At 73.1% G+C, this 15,628-nt stretch carries 14 protein-coding genes; 5 read left to right on the top strand and 9 right to left on the bottom strand.

The features are described 5' to 3' along the window. The first annotated feature begins 98 nt into the window (after positions 1–98). On the top strand, positions 99–1,178 hold the full coding sequence (locus OG599_RS17275) for a potassium channel family protein (RefSeq protein WP_442809685.1): 1,080 nt from the start codon (positions 99–101) through the stop codon (positions 1,176–1,178). A 166-nt stretch (positions 1,179–1,344) separates the two neighbouring features. Here OG599_RS17275 and OG599_RS17270 read toward each other — a convergent pair whose 3' ends face one another. From OG599_RS17270 to OG599_RS17250, 5 genes are all read right to left on the bottom strand, one after another. Then, the gene (locus OG599_RS17270) at positions 1,345–2,862 is read right to left on the bottom strand and encodes a molybdopterin molybdotransferase MoeA (RefSeq protein ID WP_442809444.1); all 1,518 of its coding nucleotides are present in this window, start codon (positions 2,860–2,862) and stop codon (positions 1,345–1,347) included. Next, positions 2,859–3,734, bottom strand: coding sequence for a DUF6457 domain-containing protein (locus tag OG599_RS17265; protein ID WP_327176858.1), 876 nt, complete (start codon positions 3,732–3,734; stop codon positions 2,859–2,861). Before OG599_RS17265 ends, OG599_RS17270 begins: the two co-directional genes overlap by 4 nt. Before the next feature lie 99 nt (positions 3,735–3,833). Next, entirely contained in the window at positions 3,834–5,288 is a 1,455-nt protein-coding gene (locus OG599_RS17260; protein ID WP_327176857.1) for a dihydrolipoamide acetyltransferase family protein, read from the bottom strand. Continuing rightward, positions 5,288–6,310 carry an alpha-ketoacid dehydrogenase subunit beta gene (locus tag OG599_RS17255; protein WP_327176856.1) on the bottom strand — a complete coding sequence of 341 codons (1,023 nt, stop codon included), beginning with the start codon at positions 6,308–6,310 and terminating at the stop codon, positions 5,288–5,290. The genes OG599_RS17260 and OG599_RS17255 overlap by 1 nt, the downstream gene beginning before the upstream one ends. After that, positions 6,307–7,509: a thiamine pyrophosphate-dependent dehydrogenase E1 component subunit alpha gene (locus OG599_RS17250; protein WP_327176855.1), complete on the bottom strand. Its 1,203-nt coding sequence runs from the start codon at positions 7,507–7,509 to the stop codon at positions 6,307–6,309. The genes OG599_RS17255 and OG599_RS17250 overlap by 4 nt, the downstream gene beginning before the upstream one ends. A 267-nt stretch (positions 7,510–7,776) precedes the next feature. Between OG599_RS17250 and OG599_RS17245 the strand changes: the two genes are divergently transcribed. After that, entirely contained in the window at positions 7,777–8,292 is a 516-nt protein-coding gene (locus OG599_RS17245) for an Lrp/AsnC family transcriptional regulator (protein WP_327176854.1), read from the top strand. 22 nt (positions 8,293–8,314) lie between these two features. On the opposite strand, the gene OG599_RS17240 is transcribed toward OG599_RS17245, so the two are convergent. Then, on the bottom strand, positions 8,315–8,944 hold the full coding sequence (locus OG599_RS17240) for a TetR/AcrR family transcriptional regulator (protein ID WP_327176853.1): 630 nt from the start codon (positions 8,942–8,944) through the stop codon (positions 8,315–8,317). A 123-nt stretch (positions 8,945–9,067) separates the two neighbouring features. On the opposite strand from OG599_RS17240, the gene paaN reads away from it, so the two are divergent. Continuing rightward, entirely contained in the window at positions 9,068–10,777 is a 1,710-nt protein-coding gene (paaN, locus tag OG599_RS17235; protein ID WP_327176852.1) for a phenylacetic acid degradation protein PaaN, read from the top strand. A 69-nt stretch (positions 10,778–10,846) separates the two neighbouring features. Here paaN and OG599_RS17230 read toward each other — a convergent pair whose 3' ends face one another. Genes OG599_RS17230 through OG599_RS35470 form a run of 3 tightly spaced genes read right to left on the bottom strand, consistent with a single transcriptional unit; the run spans position 10,847 to position 14,075 of the window. After that, positions 10,847–11,560 carry a TrmH family RNA methyltransferase gene (locus OG599_RS17230; protein WP_327176851.1) on the bottom strand — a complete coding sequence of 238 codons (714 nt, stop codon included), beginning with the start codon at positions 11,558–11,560 and terminating at the stop codon, positions 10,847–10,849. Continuing rightward, complete coding sequence (locus OG599_RS17225) at positions 11,557–12,873, bottom strand: HTTM domain-containing protein (RefSeq protein WP_442809443.1); 1,317 nt, start codon at positions 12,871–12,873, stop codon at positions 11,557–11,559. The genes OG599_RS17230 and OG599_RS17225 overlap by 4 nt, the downstream gene beginning before the upstream one ends. Then, the gene (locus OG599_RS35470; protein ID WP_442809442.1) at positions 12,870–14,075 is read right to left on the bottom strand and encodes a DUF5819 family protein; all 1,206 of its coding nucleotides are present in this window, start codon (positions 14,073–14,075) and stop codon (positions 12,870–12,872) included. The genes OG599_RS17225 and OG599_RS35470 overlap by 4 nt, the downstream gene beginning before the upstream one ends. Positions 14,076–14,189: 114 nt before the next feature. Here OG599_RS35470 and paaA point away from each other — a divergent pair, with 114 nt between their 5' ends. Beyond that, on the top strand, positions 14,190–15,296 hold the full coding sequence (gene paaA / locus OG599_RS17215) for a 1,2-phenylacetyl-CoA epoxidase subunit PaaA (RefSeq protein WP_327176850.1): 1,107 nt from the start codon (positions 14,190–14,192) through the stop codon (positions 15,294–15,296). Continuing rightward, positions 15,293–15,583: a 1,2-phenylacetyl-CoA epoxidase subunit PaaB gene (gene paaB / locus OG599_RS17210; protein ID WP_327176849.1), complete on the top strand. Its 291-nt coding sequence runs from the start codon at positions 15,293–15,295 to the stop codon at positions 15,581–15,583. The genes paaA and paaB overlap by 4 nt, the downstream gene beginning before the upstream one ends. Positions 15,584–15,628 lie beyond the last annotated feature (45 nt).

Raw genomic sequence — 15,628 nt, 5'->3', positions numbered from 1 at the left:
CCCCGTCGTCGATCCACGACCATGGGCCACGACGTGACCACCTGCCCGCCGCCGCCAGAGGACATGCCTTGAAGGACGAGAACCAACCAGCAGCCAGGATGGGCAGGTTCTCCATCCTGCGGACCCTCTGGCACCGCTCGCGCTCGGACGCGCGGGAGGACGCCGAGGCCAGCCGCGCCATCACCATGCCGACGCAGGGCGCACTGCCGCCGCTCCAACAGGTGCTCCGACGCCTGACGATGGCGCTGCTGGTACTGGCGGTGACGGTGGTGATCGTCTGGTCAGACCGCTCCGGCTACAACGACACCTCCGACAGCAGCGTCGACCTGCTCGACGCGGTCTACTACGCGACCGTCACCCTCTCCACCACCGGTTACGGCGACATCACCCCGGTCAGCGACGGTGCCCGCCTCATCAACGTGCTGGTCATCACCCCCCTTCGGGTGCTCTTCCTGATCATCCTGGTCGGCACCACCCTCGAAGTCCTCACCGAGCGGACCCGCCAGCAGGTACGCATCCACCGGTGGCGTTCCCGCACCCGCGACCACGTCGTGGTGGTCGGCTACGGCACCAAGGGCCGTCACGCCATCGAGTCGTTGCTCTCCACGGGCATCACCAAGGACAAGATCGTCGTGGTGGACCCGCAGCAGAAGGCCGCACACGCGGCCGGGGACGACGGGCTGGTGGCCGTGGTCGGCGACGCCACGCGCTCCGAGACGCTGCTCAAGGCCGAGGTACCGACCGCCAGCCGGGTGATCATCGCCCCCCAGCGCGACGAGACCGCCACCCTGATCACCCTGACCGCCCGCCAGCTCAACAAGCACGCCACCATCGTCGTCGCGGTCCGCGAGGACGAGAACGTTCCGCTGCTCAAACAGAGCGGCGCGGACACCGTGGTGACCAGCTCCAGTTCGGCCGGCCGTCTGCTCGGGGTCTCCATGGCCAGCCCGCCGGTCGCCAGGACCCTGGAGGACCTGATGACCCACGGCAGCGGACTGGACCTCGGGGAACGCGCGGTGACCGAGGAGGAGATCGGCCGCCCGCCGCGCGACTGCGCCGATCTGATCGTCGCGGTGCTCCGCAACAGGAGACTGCTCGACTACACGGACCCCGCGCTCGCCAGTCTTCAGCGCGAGGACCGCCTCATCACCATCAGCCGTTCCGGGCCGTCCCGCTGATGCCCAGTCGGCTCGTACGTGTGATCCGTCCCGCATGTTTCACGTGAAACACCCGATCGCCGGACCGGAGCCGTCGCCGATGTCGGCCGCCCCGTCCCGCGACCGCTTCACGTGAAACGGTCGCGGGACGGGGCACGCGAGCTCCGCCTGATCCGAACGAAAGGCCCTACGCCCAGGGCAGGTCGAGGATCTCCACCTCGGCACCGGGCCGCACTCCGCCCGGCTCCACGACGGCCATGCCGTCGGCGGTGGCAATCCCCCGCAGCATGGCGGGGCCGTTGTAGCGCAGCGGTACGGCGTGGTCCCGGGTCCCTCCGTGACCGGCCCGATGCACCACGGGCACGAGCCGGGTGTCGTGCGGGTGCCCCTGCACCGCCTCCGGTACGGGTGCCCGGTACGGCTCCTGCTCGACGCGCCCCGCGAGCCCGCCGAGGAGCGGAAGGGCGAGCGTGAGGAGTCCGGAGACCGCGGCGAGCGGGTTGCCCGGCAGCCCGACCAGCCAGGGGCCGTCCGGTGCCAGTCTGGCCAGCAGCATGGGGTGACCCGGGCGTACCGCCACTCCGTCCACCACCAGTTCGGCGCCGATCTCCGCGAGGATCGGGTGCACATGGTCGACCGGACCGGCCGCCGTACCGCCGGTCGTCAGCACCAGGTCCGCGTCGGTGGAGGTGAGCGCCCGCCGCAACGCCTCCGGGTCGTCGCCCAGCCTGCGCGGCTCGGCGGCATCGGCGCCCGCAGCGCGCAGCCACGGACCCAGCATGGGCCCGAGCGCGTCCCGGATACGCCCGCCGTGCGGGAGCCCCGAGGTGAGCAGCTCGTCACCGAGCACCAGCACCTCCACCCGGGGACGCGGCACGACGACGAGCGCGTCGTACCCGGCGGCAGCAGCCAGGCCGAGTACCGCGGGGGTCACCAGCGTTCCCGGCGCCAGCAGTTGCTCGCCGGTCCGGCACTCCTGGGCGCGCGGCCGGATGTCCTGGCCCGGGACGACCGCGCGCCGGGCGTGCAGCATCCCCTTGGCCTCGTCCACCTCCGCGTGCTCCGAGCGGATGACCGCCGTCGCCTCCACGGGCATGCGGGCCCCGGTGGCGATCGGTACCGCCTCGCCGTCCGGCAGTCGGCCCAGACCGCCGTCCCCTGCGAGCAGTCCTGTGCCGCCGTGGAAGTGCCAGGGGCCGGGTCCGGTGACGGCCCAGCCGTCCATGGCCGAGGTGTCGAAGGACGGCAGATCGGTCAGCGCCGCGAGCCCCTCGGCCAGTACATGGCCCAGGGAGCGGTCGAGCGGCAGCCGGATCGCGCGATGCGTGCCCCTGCGTCCGGCGCGCACGGCCAGCGCCCGGGCCTGCTCCCAGGTCGCAGTGGGGGAGCGGTGCACGGGCGGGCCCCCACGGGCGGGTACGTCCTGCGCGGATCCGCCCGCTGTGCTTCCGGACGGCTCAGGAGACACCGGAGCCGGGGGTTCGTGGCGCGAGGAGTCGTAGGGCGAAGGCTCGTGCGGAGAAACCCGGTTGGCCAGGGCCAGGGCCTGTTCCACGGCCCGTTCGTCCTCCGCCGAGGAGCTCTTCCGCGCGGGCACGGGGCAGTCGTCCAGCTCCGGAAGCACGAAGAATTCCCCCGGCGCTCCCCTGCCGGAGAGCCGCACGGTCGGGGCCTCCGCCGCCGGGATGGGCTCCCGGCCGGTCACGAGGCTCCGGCTCCCTTGCCATCGCCCGATTCCGCTTCCCAACGCAGGGCGAGGGCGGTCGCCTTGCGGGCCGCCTCGGCCACGGCCCGGGGCCCGTCTCCGGGTTCGGCGTTCGCGCTCGCCAGACCCGCCGCGTATCCGACGAGGAAAGTGGTGAGCGGGGCGGCGGGCCGCGCGACCCCGTGTGCGGCGTCGCGCGCCAGGTCGAGCAGAACATCGGTGTCGACGTCGAGTTCGAGGCCCAGTTCGGTCTTGACTGCGGTGATCCATTCGTCCAGCACGGCCTCATGCTCCCTGATGTGCGCCCTTGCCACCCTGATGTCGTCCCAAGTGTCGCAGTCGAAGGAGGCGAGTCCCGGTGTGGCCACGGCGGCCAGGTCGAGCTCGGCCGTCAGCAGGCGCAGCGGGAGTCCGGCGAGGCCGCCGTGCTCGGTCGCGAGCAGGGCGAGCTCGCGCCGGAGCGGTTCGGCGCGGTAGACGGCGACCAGCGGCTGCCGCCGCCCGTCGGGGTCCGTACACAGCGCACCCTCCCGGTCACCCTCCTCGGCGGCGGCCAGCAACGCGTCGACAGTGGAGGCCCCGAGGAACGGCAGATCCGCCGAGAGCACCACGAGCCAGGGGGCGGCGGTCTCCCGCACACCCGCGCCCAGCGCGGCCACCGGCCCGCCTCCCACGGGTGCTTCGCGGGTCCAGACCACCGGCCGGACCGTGGTTCTGCGGGGCCCCACCACGACCGTGCTCGCGGCACCGGCGCACGCCGCGAGCACCCGGTCGAGCAGCGCCCGGCCGCCGACGCCGATCCCGGGCTTGTCGGCTCCCCCGAGCCGTCGGGCGGCCCCTCCGGCGAGGACGATGGCGTCATAGGCGGTCATGCGACGAGTATGGGCGCCCGCCCCGGGCGTGGGCCCGCCGGGCCGGGCATGAACCCACCGGGCAGGCAGACCGAGCGGGCGAGCCGGGCCGGACCTGGCCTACAGGGTCCGCAGCAGGACGGCCGGTTGTTCCACGCAGTCGGCGACGTACCGCAGGAAGCCGCCCGCCGTGCCGCCGTCGCAGACCCGGTGGTCGAAGGTGAGCGAGAGCTGAACCACCTGACGCACCGCCAGTTCGCCGTCGTGGACCCAAGGCCGGGGGACGATCCGGCCGACCCCGAGCATGGCCGCCTCGGGGTGGTTGATGATCGGTGTGGAGCCGTCCACCCCGAACACGCCGTAGTTGTTCAGCGTGAAGGTGCCGCCCGTCAGCTCCGCCGGAGTCAGCTTCCCGTCCCGGGCCGCCTCGGTGAGCCGGGCCAGTTCGGCCGCCATCGCGTCCACGGAACGCGCGTGCGCGTTCCGGACCACCGGCACGACCAGCCCCCGGTCCGTCTGCGCGGCGAACCCGAGGTGGACGGAGGGCAGCCGGACGACCTCCCGCGCGGCGGTGTCCACGGTGGAGTTCAGCTCGGGGTACTTCGCCAGCGCCGCCGCGCAGATCCGGGCCAACAGAGCGAGGACCGAGACCTTCGGACCCGCCGTCCTGTTCATCGCCGCGCGGGCCGCCATCAGTTCGGTCGCGTCCGCGTCCACCCAGCAGGTCGCGTCGGGGATCTCGGTCCGGCTGCGCGCCATCTTGTCGGCGACCGCGCCCCGTACTCCGCGCAACGCGATCCGCTCGCCGGCCACGGCACCGTCCCTCGGGGGTGCGGAGACCTCCACCGCACCGGCGGCCCGCACCGCGCCGGCGGCGGGCTCACCGCCCACCGCGGACGCCCGCTCGATCACCGCCTCGATGTCGCACCGCAGGATCAGCCCCTCCGGCCCCGATCCCGCCAGCTCCCGGAGGTCCACTCCGTGCTGCCGGGCCAGTCTGCGGACGAGCGGGGAGATGACCGCGACCGGACCGGCCTCCTTGGCCGAGGCGACCGGACCGGCCTCCACGACCGAGGTGGCCTCCCCGACCGGACCGACCGGACCGGCCCCGACGGACGCAGCGGCGTCGACGGGGGACGACGCGGACACGGGACGGACCCGCCGCCGCCGGGCCGCCGGGGCGGCCGTGCCGTACCCGACCAGCACGTTCCCCGAAGCGTCCGACGAAGCCGAGGCCGACGCAGAGGCGGCCGAGGTGGCAGCCGGAGCCGGGGCAGAACCCGACGCAGGAGCCGACGCCGAGGCCGTCGAGCCGGAACCCGCCGGGCCCGGTGCGACCGCGACCGTCATCAGCGGGGCGCCGACCGGGAGTTCCGCCCCCTCCTCGCCGAAGCGGGCGGTCACCACGCCCCCGTACGGGCACGGCACCTCCACCAGGGCCTTGGCCGTCTCGACCTCGACCACCGGCTGGTCCACGGCGACGACCTCGCCGATCTCCACCAGCCACCGCACGATCAACGCCTCGGTCAGCCCCTCGCCGAGGTCCGGCAACCTGAATTCGAGCACCGTGGGCATCAGCGCGTCGCCTCCCACTGGAGCCGGGCGACCGCGTCGAGCACCCGGTCCACCCCCGGCAGATGGTGCCGCTCCAGCATCGGCGGCGGATACGGGATGTCGAAGCCGGCGACCCGCAGCACCGGCGCCTCCAGATGGTGGAAGCACCGCTCGGTCACCCGCGCGGCGATCTCGCCCCCCGGCCCGCCGAACCCGGCGGCCTCGTGGACGACCACCGCGCGCCCGGTCCGCCGCACCGACGCGGCGACCGTCCCGTCGTCGAACGGCACCAGCGACCGCAGATCGACGACCTCCAGGTCCCACCCCTCAGCCACCGCCGCCTCGGCCGCCTCCAGGCAGACCGGCAGCGACGGGCCGTAGGTGATCAGCGTCGCGCTCGTCCCCGGCCTGCGGACCACCGCCCGGCCGATGGGTCCGACCTCCGCCGGAGCCTCCGGCGACCAGTCGGACTTCGACCAGTACAACCGCTTCGGCTCCAGGAACACCACGGGATCGTCCGAGGCGATCGAGGCCCGCAGCAGCCCGTAGGCGTCCTCCACGGTGGCCGGGGTGACGACGTGGAGCCCCGGGGTGGCCATGTAGTACGCCTCCGAGGAGTCGCTGTGGTGCTCGACCCCGCCGATCCCGCCGCCGTACGGAATCCGCACGGTCAGGGGCATCGGCAGGGCGCCCCCGGTACGGTTCCGCATCCGGGCCACATGGCTGACGAGCTGCTCGAACGCCGGATAGGCGAACGCGTCGAACTGCATCTCCACCACCGGCCGCAGGCCGTACATCGCCATCCCGACCGCGGCGCCGAGAATCCCCGCTTCCGCGAGGGGCGTGTCCGTGCACCGCTCGTCGCCGAACTCCGCCGCGAGACCGTCGGTGACCCGGAAAACACCCCCGAGCGTGCCGACGTCCTCGCCGAGCACGTGCACCGAGGAGTCCTCCGCCATCGCGTCCCGCAGTGCCCGCCCCAGCGCCTGGGCCATCGTGGCCGGCCCCGTACGCCCCGCCCGCGCCCGCACCGCCGTGGTCATCGCCCGCCCTCCGTGTTCCGCTCGTGGCCGGACCGCTCGTGGCCGTCCCGCTGCTCCTCGGCGTCCTCGTACGCGCTCTCCGCCTCCAGCTCGGCACGCAACCCGGCCTCCTGCTCGCGCAGCGGTCCGGTCCGGTCCGCGTAGACGTGCGCGAACAGGTCCATCGGGTCGAGCACCGGATCGGCGTTCATCCGCTCCCGCAGCGCCGCCGCCATCCGCTCCGCCTCCTGGCGCACCGCGTCGGCGGTGGCCTCGTCCAGCAGGCCGCGCCCGGTCAGCTCGCGCTCCATGAGGAGCACCGGGTCGTGGTCCCGCCAGGACTCCACCTCGTCCCCGGAGCGGTAGCGGGTCGCGTCGTCGGCGTTGGTGTGGGCGTCCATGCGGTAGGTCACCGCCTCCACCAGCGTCGGGCCGCCACCGCCGCGGGCGAGCGCCACCGCCGCGGCGAGCACCTCGTGCACCGCGACGGCGTCGTTCCCGTCGACCAGCCGGCCGGGCATGCCGTAACCGACCGCCTTGTGGGCGAGGGACGGTGCCGCCGTCTGCTTGGCCAGCGGCACCGAGATGGCGAAGCCGTTGTTCTGCACGAGGAAGACGACCGGCGCCCGCCAGACGGCCGCGAAGTTCAGCGCCTCGTGGAAATCGCCCTCGCTGGTCCCGCCGTCGCCGACCATCGCCAGGGCCACCACGTCGTCGCCCTTGAGCCGCGCCGCGTGCGCCAGCCCCACCGCGTGCGGCAGATGCGTGGCCAGTGGGGTGCAGAGCGGCGCGATCCGGTGCTCACGGGGGTCGTAACCGGTGTGCCGGTCGCCCCGCAGCAGCGTCAGCGCGTCGACCGGATCTAGCCCCCGGGCCACCGCCGCGAGGGTGTCGCGGTAGCTCGGGAAGAGCCAGTCCCGCTCCTCCAGCACCAGCGCCGCGGCCACCTGGCAGGCCTCCTGGCCCGTGCTGGACGGGTAGACCGCGAGGCGCCCCTGCTTGGTGAGCGCGGTCGCCTGCGCGTTGTACCGGCGGCCCCGCACCAACTCGGCGTGGAGTCTCAGCAGCAGCCGCGGGTCCGCTCCGGCCGCCGCGTCCGTACCCAGTACCCGGTACGGCTCCGGGTCCGGGAGCAGCGGGGCGGGGTCGGTGAGCGGCTTCCAGGCCGGGGGCGGCACCGGCCGGTAGCCGGCCGCGCCGGGCAGCTCTTGGACCGTCATGAGAGGCACCTCCTTGGCGACGAGGCGGACACACGGGCCGGCCGGGAACGGAATCCCGCCGGGCCCCGCGCCCTACGTCGGGGTGTACGTCGGAGTCGGGGCGGTCGCACGTGGACGCGTCCCGGGGCGAGCCCGGGTGACGCGCCTCACCTACCGATTGTTCGGTCGTGGGCGCAATTTGGCTACAGCCCCCCTCGCCCTGTGGACAAACGGTTGTCCACAGCCTGGGATGGAGGCAGCTCGTCCACAACAGGGAGGCCCGGGGGCATGGCAGCTGAACGAATGGCCGAGGGGTCCGGCCCGACACCGCCGGCCCGCCCGCTGGACGCCATCGACCGGGACATCCTGCGCATCCTCCGTACCGACGGCCGGGCCTCGATACGGGCCGTCGCCGAGCAGGTGCACGTATCGCGGGCCAACGCCTACGCCCGCATCAACCGGCTGGTGGAGGACGGGGTCATCCGCGGGTTCAGCGCCCGGATCGACCACGAGCGGGCCGGACAGGGAGCATCCGCCTACATCACGCTCAAGATCGTGCAGAACTCCTGGCGGACCGTGCGCGAGGAGCTCCAGGCACTCCCGGGCGCCACCCACATCGCGCTGGTCAGCGGCGATTTCGACGTACTGCTCCTGGTGCACACACCGGACAACCGGGCGCTGCGCGAGCTCGTCCTCACCCGCATCCAGGCCATTCCCGAGGTGCTCTCCACCCGCACCCTGCTGGTGTTCGAGGAGACCGAACTCGGCCACGGCCGCACCGACCGCCCCACCGAAATCGGCTGACGGCCGGCTGTCGCCCGAACCGTCACCGGCCGGCGGAACGCATCCCGTCGAAGGCCAGGCGTACGACGGTCCCCGGCAGGTCGTCCGCCCCGAGAACCCCGTCCGGGGCGCCACCCGTACCGCCGACGACCCCCTCGGGCTGCGGGCGGTACCACTCGACCAGCGAGTTCACCATGCCGAACAGCAGCCGGGTGGCCAGCCGTATGTCCACGTCCGCCCGGAGGTCCCCGTCCGCGACGGCCGCCTTCAGCAGGGCCGACACCCGCTGGTCGAACTCGCGGCGCCGCTCCAGCGCCCACCGCTCGGTCTTCGTGTTGCCCCGGACGCGCAGCAGCAGAGTGACGTACGGCAGCTCGGCCATCAGCACCTCGACCGTGCGGCGCGTGACGTATTCGACCCGTTCGACCGCGCGCCCCCGGTTCGCGCCCGGTTCGTCGAGAATCCGGAAGAGCCCGTCGATCGCCCGGCTCACCGCACGGCGCAGGAGCTCCTCCTTGCCCGCCACATGGTGGTAGATCGACGACTTCGAGATGCCCGCCGCCCGGGAGAGGTGCTCCATGGACGTGCCGTCGTATCCGCGCTCGTTGAAGACCCGCACGGCGACGGCGAGCAGCGTCTCCGGGGTGTACGTGTCCCGCTTGGCCGTGGTCATGAACGCGATCCTCCCCCATGAGTTGTCCACAGGTTGTCCGGGGCCCCTTGTCCCGACCGATCGTTCGGTTAATCTAACTCCGTCAGCACGTCCCCGCCCGGCTCGATGAGGAGTTGGTCCGCCATGGCCGCCGCGCTCTCCCTCCAGAAGCTGTCCGAGACCCACCGGCCCACGCTCGACCAGGCCCTCGACGCCATCCGGACCCGCGCCTACTGGTCACCCCACCCGGAGCACCCCAAGGCGTACGGCGAAGGCGGGGCGCCCGGCAGCCTCGGCATGGCCGAGGGCAAGGCGGCGTTCGACGCGCTCCTGCACACCCGCTTCGACCTCGGCCAGCCCGGCACCGACGGCTGGACGGGCGCCGAGACCTCCCCGTACGGCCCCGAGCTGGGCATCGAGTACCCGCACGCCGACCCCGACGTCCTGCTGCCCGCGATGCGCGCCGCCACCGCCGCCTGGCGGGACGCGGGCCCCGAGGCGCGGGCGCTGGTCTGCCTGGAGATCCTGGCGCGCATCGGCGCCCGCACGCACGAGCTGGCGCAGGCCGTCATGCACACCAGCGGGCAGGCCTTCCTGATGGCGTTCCAGGCGGGCGGCCCGCACGCCCAGGACCGCGGCCTGGAGGCGGTGGCGTACGCGTACGAGGAGCAGCTGCGCACCCCCGCCGGGGCCGACTGGTCCAAGCCGCAGGGCAAACGCGACCCGCTCCGGCTGCGGAAGTCGTTCACCGCGGTCGGGCGCGGTGTCTCGCTGCTCATCGGCTGCAACACCTTCCCCACCTGGAACAGCTACCCGGGCCTCTTCGCCTCGCTCGCCACCGGCAACCCCGTCCTCGTCAAGCCGCACCCGCGCGCCGTGCTGCCGCTCGCGCTCACCGTCCGCATCGCGCGCGAGGTGCTCGCCGAGACCGGCTTCGATCCGAACCTCGTCGCGCTGACGGCCGAGCGCCCCGGCGAGGGGATCGCCAAGGAGCTGGCGGTGCGCCCGGAGGTCCGGATCATCGACTACACCGGCTCCACCGCCTTCGGCGACTGGCTGGAGACCCACGCCTGTCAGGCCCAGGTGTATACCGAGAAGGCCGGGGTCAACACGGTGGTGATCGACTCCACCGACGACTACGCCGGGATGCTCGCCAACCTCGCGTTCTCGCTCTCCCTCTACAGCGGCCAGATGTGCACGACCCCGCAGAACCTCCTCGTCCCCCGCGACGGCATCAGCACCGACACCGGCCCCAGGACGTACGACGAGGTGGTCGCCGACCTCGCGGCGGCGGTCGACGGGCTCCTCGGCGACGACGCGCGCGCCACCGCCCTCCTCGGGGCGCTGGTCAACCCGGACGTGCGGAGCCGGCTCGAAGCCGCCCCGGACCTCGGCGAAGTGGCCCTGGCCTCGCGCGAGGTTGCGCACCCGGAGTTCCCCGACGCGGTGGTGCGCACGCCGGTCGTCGTCAAGGTCCTCGCCAAGGAGCCCGGCCCGGACGGCGGCGACCCCGTCCACCTCTCCGAGTGCTTCGGCCCGGTGTCCTTCGCCGTGTCGGTGGACTCCGTCGCCGACGCGGTGGAGCTGCTGCGCCGCACGATCCGGGAGAAGGGCGCGATGACGGTCGGCGCCTACACCACCTCGCCCGAGGTGGAGCGCGCGATCGAGGAGGTCTGCCTGGAGGAGTCGGCCCAGCTGTCGCTGAACCTGACCGGCGGGGTCTACGTCAACCAGACGGCGGCCTTCTCGGACTTCCACGGCTCGGGCGGCAACCCGGCGGCCAACGCGGCCCTCTGCGACGGCGCCTTCGTCTCGGGCCGCTTCCGCACCATCGAGGTCCGCCGCCAGGCCTGAGGACGCCGAGGCTGAAGACCCCGGGCCTGAGGACGCCGGGCCCGAGGTCCTTTCGTACGGTGCCCGGCGTCAGGCCGAGGGGTCCGGCACGTCCGCGTACCGCTGGATCCACGCGTGCATGGCGACGGCGGCGGCCGCCCCCGCGTTGATCGACCGCGTCGAACCGAACTGCGCGATCGAGCAGACCATCGAGGCGTGGGCCCTGGCCTCCTCCGTGAGGCCCGGACCCTCCTGGCCGAAGAGCAGCACACAGCGCCGGGGCAGCACGGTCCGCTCCAGCGGTACGGCCCCGGGGAGGTTGTCGATCCCGATGATCGGCAGCCCCTCCGCCGCCGCCCAGGCGGTCAGGTCCGCGGTGTCGGGGTGGTGGCGCACATGCTGGTAGCGGTCGGTGACCATGGCACCGCGCCGGTTCCAGCGCCGCCGGCCGACGATGTGGATCTCCTTCGCGAGGAAGGCGTTCGCGGTGCGGACGACCGAGCCGATGTTGAAGTCGTGGCCCCAGTTCTCGACCGCCACGTGGAAGTCGTGGCGCCGCAGGTCCAGGTCGGCGACGATCGCCTCACGGGTCCAGTAGCGGTACTCGTCCACCACGTTGCGGCGGTCGCCGCCCGCCAGCAGCTCGGGGTCGTACCGCTCACCCTCCGGCCAGGGGGACGGGTGCGGTCCGACACCGATCCCGTCCCCGAACCCGTCGTCGTACTGCGCCGGTTCCGCGGCCGGATCGGCCCCCTCGGCCACGAAGGGCCCGCATTCCTCTGTACTGCCGGTCTCACTGCTCACCCGACGAGCGTATGGCCCCCGTCGGCGGGACGCTGCGGGGCCTCCCCGCCCGGTCCGGCCGCCCCGGCCCCGGCGGGCCCTCGCGGGCCGGGCACGCGGGCGGCGCCCGTACGGCTGCCGACCCGGGCCAGCAGCCGGTCCCGGCCGGCGCCGACCCGGCCGCCGAGCCACACCAGGAAGACGGTGGGCAGGAAGACGGCGTCCGCCGAGATCATCGCCATCGAGAAGAAGGGCAGGCCCAGCAGGACCGCGATCCCCGCGTGCTCGCCCATCATCACGACGAGCAGGACGTTCTTGACCCGCCGGTTGAAGAGCGTGAACGGGAACGCCACCTGCACGATCACCGTCGCGTACGTCACCACCATCACCATCACCGCGCTGCCCGCGAGCAGGTTCGAGAGCTCGGGCCACGGAGTGAAGTAGTCGAGCTTGAGCGGGTAGTACAGCGCGGTGCCGTCCTGCCAGCGCGAGCCCTGGATCTTGTACCAGCCCGCAGTGGCGTAGATCAGGCAGACCTCGGCCATGATCACCACGAGGGCCGCGTTGTGGGCGAGGTTGGCCACCACGTCGAGCAGCACCCGGTCCTCCCCGTCCGGCGCGTTCCGGTTCGTGATCCACTGGGCGGCGGCCCCCACCCAGAGCACCCACAACAGCTTCGGCAGCCACCGGGTGCCGCCGAGGCCGTCCTCCACCGTGGCGACCACCAGTACCGCTCCCAGCACCGACCAGAGCACCGGACCGACGACGTCCCGGGCCGGCCGCAGGCCCTGCGCCCGCCGCGCCGCGTTCCGTGCGGCCCGCCGCGCGTCGAGCGACCAGACCTGGGCGCAGCGGGTCAGCACGAGGTAGATCGCCATCAGATGGACGACGTTGTCGCCGCCGTCGCCCATGAAGATGTTGCGGTTCTGGATCGAGAGGACCCCGACCATGAACAGGACGGACATCGTCCGGGTGCGCCACCCGATCATCGTGCAGAAGGCCGCCGCGAGGGTGAGCGCGTAGACCGCCTCGAACCACGCGGAGCTGTCCGACCACATCAGGACGGTGAAGGCGTGGTTGTCGGATATCAGCCGGTGCGCCAGCTCCCACTGCCAGGGGCCGTCCGGCCCGTAGAGCTCCTGCCGGTGCGGCACTTCCCGCAGCAGGAACAGCAGATACGTGGCGGTGAACCCGATCCGGATCACGGCGCTCTGGTACGGGCCGAGAGCGGACGCGGTGATCCGCTGGACGGAACGGCCGATCGGCCCCGAGGGCCAACGGGGGCCGGTGGGGCCGACGGGGCCGGCGACAGGCGCCGTGGGGGCGGTGCTCACTGGTCGGCCTCCTCGCCGGACGGCGCTGCCGCCCGGGCCGCCGCGCTGCCTTCGGGCAGATCGTCGGTGGACACGTTCCACCACCCGAGCTCGTGGTACATCGGACGGGTGCTGATCTTCTCGGTGCTCCACGGGGGCGCCGCGACCCGGCGCGACGACGAACGCAGCTGGATGCGTTCGACGGTCCCGCCGTAGTCGTGCCCTTCCAGGCGGAGCATCACGATGCGCCGCAGATAGGCCTCGGCGAGCACGCCGCGCGTTCCGGTCGAACGGTTCTTGTCGTCATGGCTGTTGACGAAGAAGTCCCAGGCCCTGCGCAGCTCGTTCTGGTCGGCGTGGCTGGGCAGCGGGTTGCTCCGGATCGCCGCGGCGTCCTCCGCGGTGAGGCTCATCCAGCGGGTGGTGCTGTGGTCCCCGTCGGCGCGGACGACCTCCGCCCGGACGTGCACGGAGATGTTCTGCTGGAGCGGATTCGGAGCGAAGAGCTTCCAGTTCTGCTCGAACTCCGGATAGATCCACTTGTTGACGGTCTCCGCATGCTCCTTGGAGAGCGTGTTCGACGGTGCGACGTGCAGGAAGACCATGCCCAGGTGCACGCTGGCGAGCAGCCCGACGCCGACCATCACCAGCCCCGCGACGACCCGGTACCCGGTCGACAGCCCGGCCATCCCGACCCGCGCCGGGCCCGGGGCCGCGCCGGACAGCGCCCAGGACGCCGCACCGGTTCCGCCCGTACCGTCGTCACCGCCCCCGCGCCCGGCAGCCACCGCGCCGTGCCGGTCGCCCTCCTCGCCCGGGGCGTGCGGCGCGGTGCCGGAAGCGGCGGTGTCCCCGTCGTGGTCGCGGGCCGCGTCGGGCCCACCGGGCCCCGGCGCGGACTCATGCCCGTCGGTCCCGGGAGGCCAGGACGCGGAAACCCGCCCCTCGGGCTCCCCCTCTGCGGACTTCCCTTCAGAGGTCTCCCCTTCGGCGGACTCCCCGACGGTGGACTCCCCGACGGTGGACTTCCCTCCGGCTGGCTCCCCTTCGGAGGATTCACCGGCGGCCGGCTCCTCGACGGCAGGCCCACCGGGCCGCTCCGTGCGCTCCGTGGAGAGTCCCGGCGCCTCCTCGGGCGCCGCGTCCGCGCGTACCTCGTCCGATCCCTCGCTCTCACCGGCCGCCGACCGACGTTCCGAGCGCCCCCTGTGATCCGATTCCATACCGCCCCGATCGTCGTCGATCATCCCTCGGCCATCCACAGGGTTGACACCCTACGGTCCGCCGACCGACCATTGAAGTCGATGAACCGAACGATCGGTCGGGACGGAGTGGTCATGGCGACAGTGACCGCAGGTCGGCAGTCACCGGAAGGTGCGGACGCCGCCGCAGCGGGGGAGGACGGCCGCGCGGCGGCGTTCGACGCCACCGTGGCGGCGGACGAGCGCATCGAACCCCGCGACTGGATGCCGGACGCGTACCGCGCCTCGCTGGTCCGCCAGATGGCCCAGCACGCGCACTCCGAGATCATCGGGATGCAGCCCGAGGCCAACTGGATCACCCGCGCCCCCTCCCTGCGCCGCAAAGCCATCCTGATGGCCAAGGTGCAGGACGAGGCGGGCCACGGCCTGTACCTCTACAGCGCCGCGGAAACCCTGGGCACCAGCCGGGCGGAGCTGCTCGACAAGCTGCACGCCGGCCGCCAGAGGTACTCGTCGATCTTCAACTACCCGACGCTGACCTGGGCGGACGTGGGCGCGATCGGCTGGCTGGTGGACGGCGCCGCCATCACCAACCAGGTGCCGCTCTGCCGCTGCTCCTACGGCCCGTACGCCCGCGCGATGGTCCGCATCTGCAAGGAGGAGTCCTTCCACCAGCGCCAGGGGTACGAACTCCTGCTGGCGCTGAGCCGGGGCACACCGGCCCAGCACGCGATGGCGCAGGACGCGGTGGACCGCTGGTGGTGGCCGTCGCTGATGATGTTCGGCCCGCCGGACGACGCGTCCGCGCACTCCGCGCAGTCGATGGCCTGGAAGATCAAGCGCCACTCCAACGACGAGCTCCGGCAGCGGTTCGTGGACATCTGCGTGCCCCAGGCCGAGGCCCTCGGTCTCACCCTCCCCGATCCCGACCTCCGGTGGAACGACGCCCGGGGCCGCCACGACTTCGGCGCCATCGACTGGACGGAGTTCCAGGAGGTGCTCAAGGGCAACGGCCCGTGCAACGACCAGCGGCTCGCCCAGCGCCGCGACGCCCACGAAGCGGGCGCCTGGGTCCGCGACGCCGCCGCCGCGCACGCCACGAAGCACGCGCGGCCCGAGTTCTCGCAGGCTCCGCCCCCGCAGGCGTCCTCCCAGCAGTCCCCGTCCGCACCCTCCCCCGGTGCGGGCACCGCGACGGAAGCACCCACCACCCCGGTCCGGAACGAGGAGGCGACGGCATGAGCAGCCCGACCGACTGGCCGCTGTGGGAGGTGTTCGTCCGCTCCCGCCGAGGGCTCTCCCACACCCACGCGGGCAGCCTGCACGCCCCCGACGCCACCATGGCCCTGCGCAACGCCCGCGACCTCTACACCCGCCGCGCGGAGGGCGTCTCGATCTGGGTGGTGCCCTCCACCGCGGTCACCGCCTCGTCCCCCGACGAGAAGGACTCCTTCTTCGAACCGGCCGCCGACAAGCCCTACCGCCACCCCACCTTCTACGAGATCCCGGAAGGGGTGAAGCACCTGTGACCGCCGCCCCGCACGGCGCTGCGCCCGGCACCGCGACTTCCCCGC

It is taken from the genome of Streptomyces sp. NBC_01335, assembly GCF_035953295.1.
Lineage (GTDB): Bacteria > Actinomycetota > Actinomycetes > Streptomycetales > Streptomycetaceae > Streptomyces.
This window is presented reverse-complemented; position numbering and strand designations above follow the sequence as displayed.

Bases quoted from the DNA above. Each gene is read 5' to 3' on its own strand.
- OG599_RS17275 (WP_442809685.1), top strand. From the start codon at position 99: ATGGGCAGGTTCTCCATCCTGCGGACCCTCTGGCACCGCTCGCGCTCG.
- OG599_RS17265 (WP_327176858.1), bottom strand. From the start codon at position 3,734: ATGACCGCCTATGACGCCATCGTCCTCGCCGGAGGGGCCGCCCGACGG.
- OG599_RS17260 (WP_327176857.1), bottom strand. From the start codon at position 5,288: ATGCCCACGGTGCTCGAATTCAGGTTGCCGGACCTCGGCGAGGGGCTG.
- OG599_RS17255 (WP_327176856.1), bottom strand. From the start codon at position 6,310: ATGACCACGGCGGTGCGGGCGCGGGCGGGGCGTACGGGGCCGGCCACG.
- OG599_RS17250 (WP_327176855.1), bottom strand. From the start codon at position 7,509: ATGACGGTCCAAGAGCTGCCCGGCGCGGCCGGCTACCGGCCGGTGCCG.
- OG599_RS17245 (WP_327176854.1), top strand. From the start codon at position 7,777: ATGGCAGCTGAACGAATGGCCGAGGGGTCCGGCCCGACACCGCCGGCC.
- OG599_RS17240 (WP_327176853.1), bottom strand. From the start codon at position 8,944: ATGACCACGGCCAAGCGGGACACGTACACCCCGGAGACGCTGCTCGCC.
- paaN (WP_327176852.1), top strand. From the start codon at position 9,068: ATGGCCGCCGCGCTCTCCCTCCAGAAGCTGTCCGAGACCCACCGGCCC.
- OG599_RS35470 (WP_442809442.1), bottom strand. From the start codon at position 14,075: ATGGAATCGGATCACAGGGGGCGCTCGGAACGTCGGTCGGCGGCCGGT.
- paaA (WP_327176850.1), top strand. From the start codon at position 14,190: ATGGCGACAGTGACCGCAGGTCGGCAGTCACCGGAAGGTGCGGACGCC.
- paaB (WP_327176849.1), top strand. From the start codon at position 15,293: ATGAGCAGCCCGACCGACTGGCCGCTGTGGGAGGTGTTCGTCCGCTCC.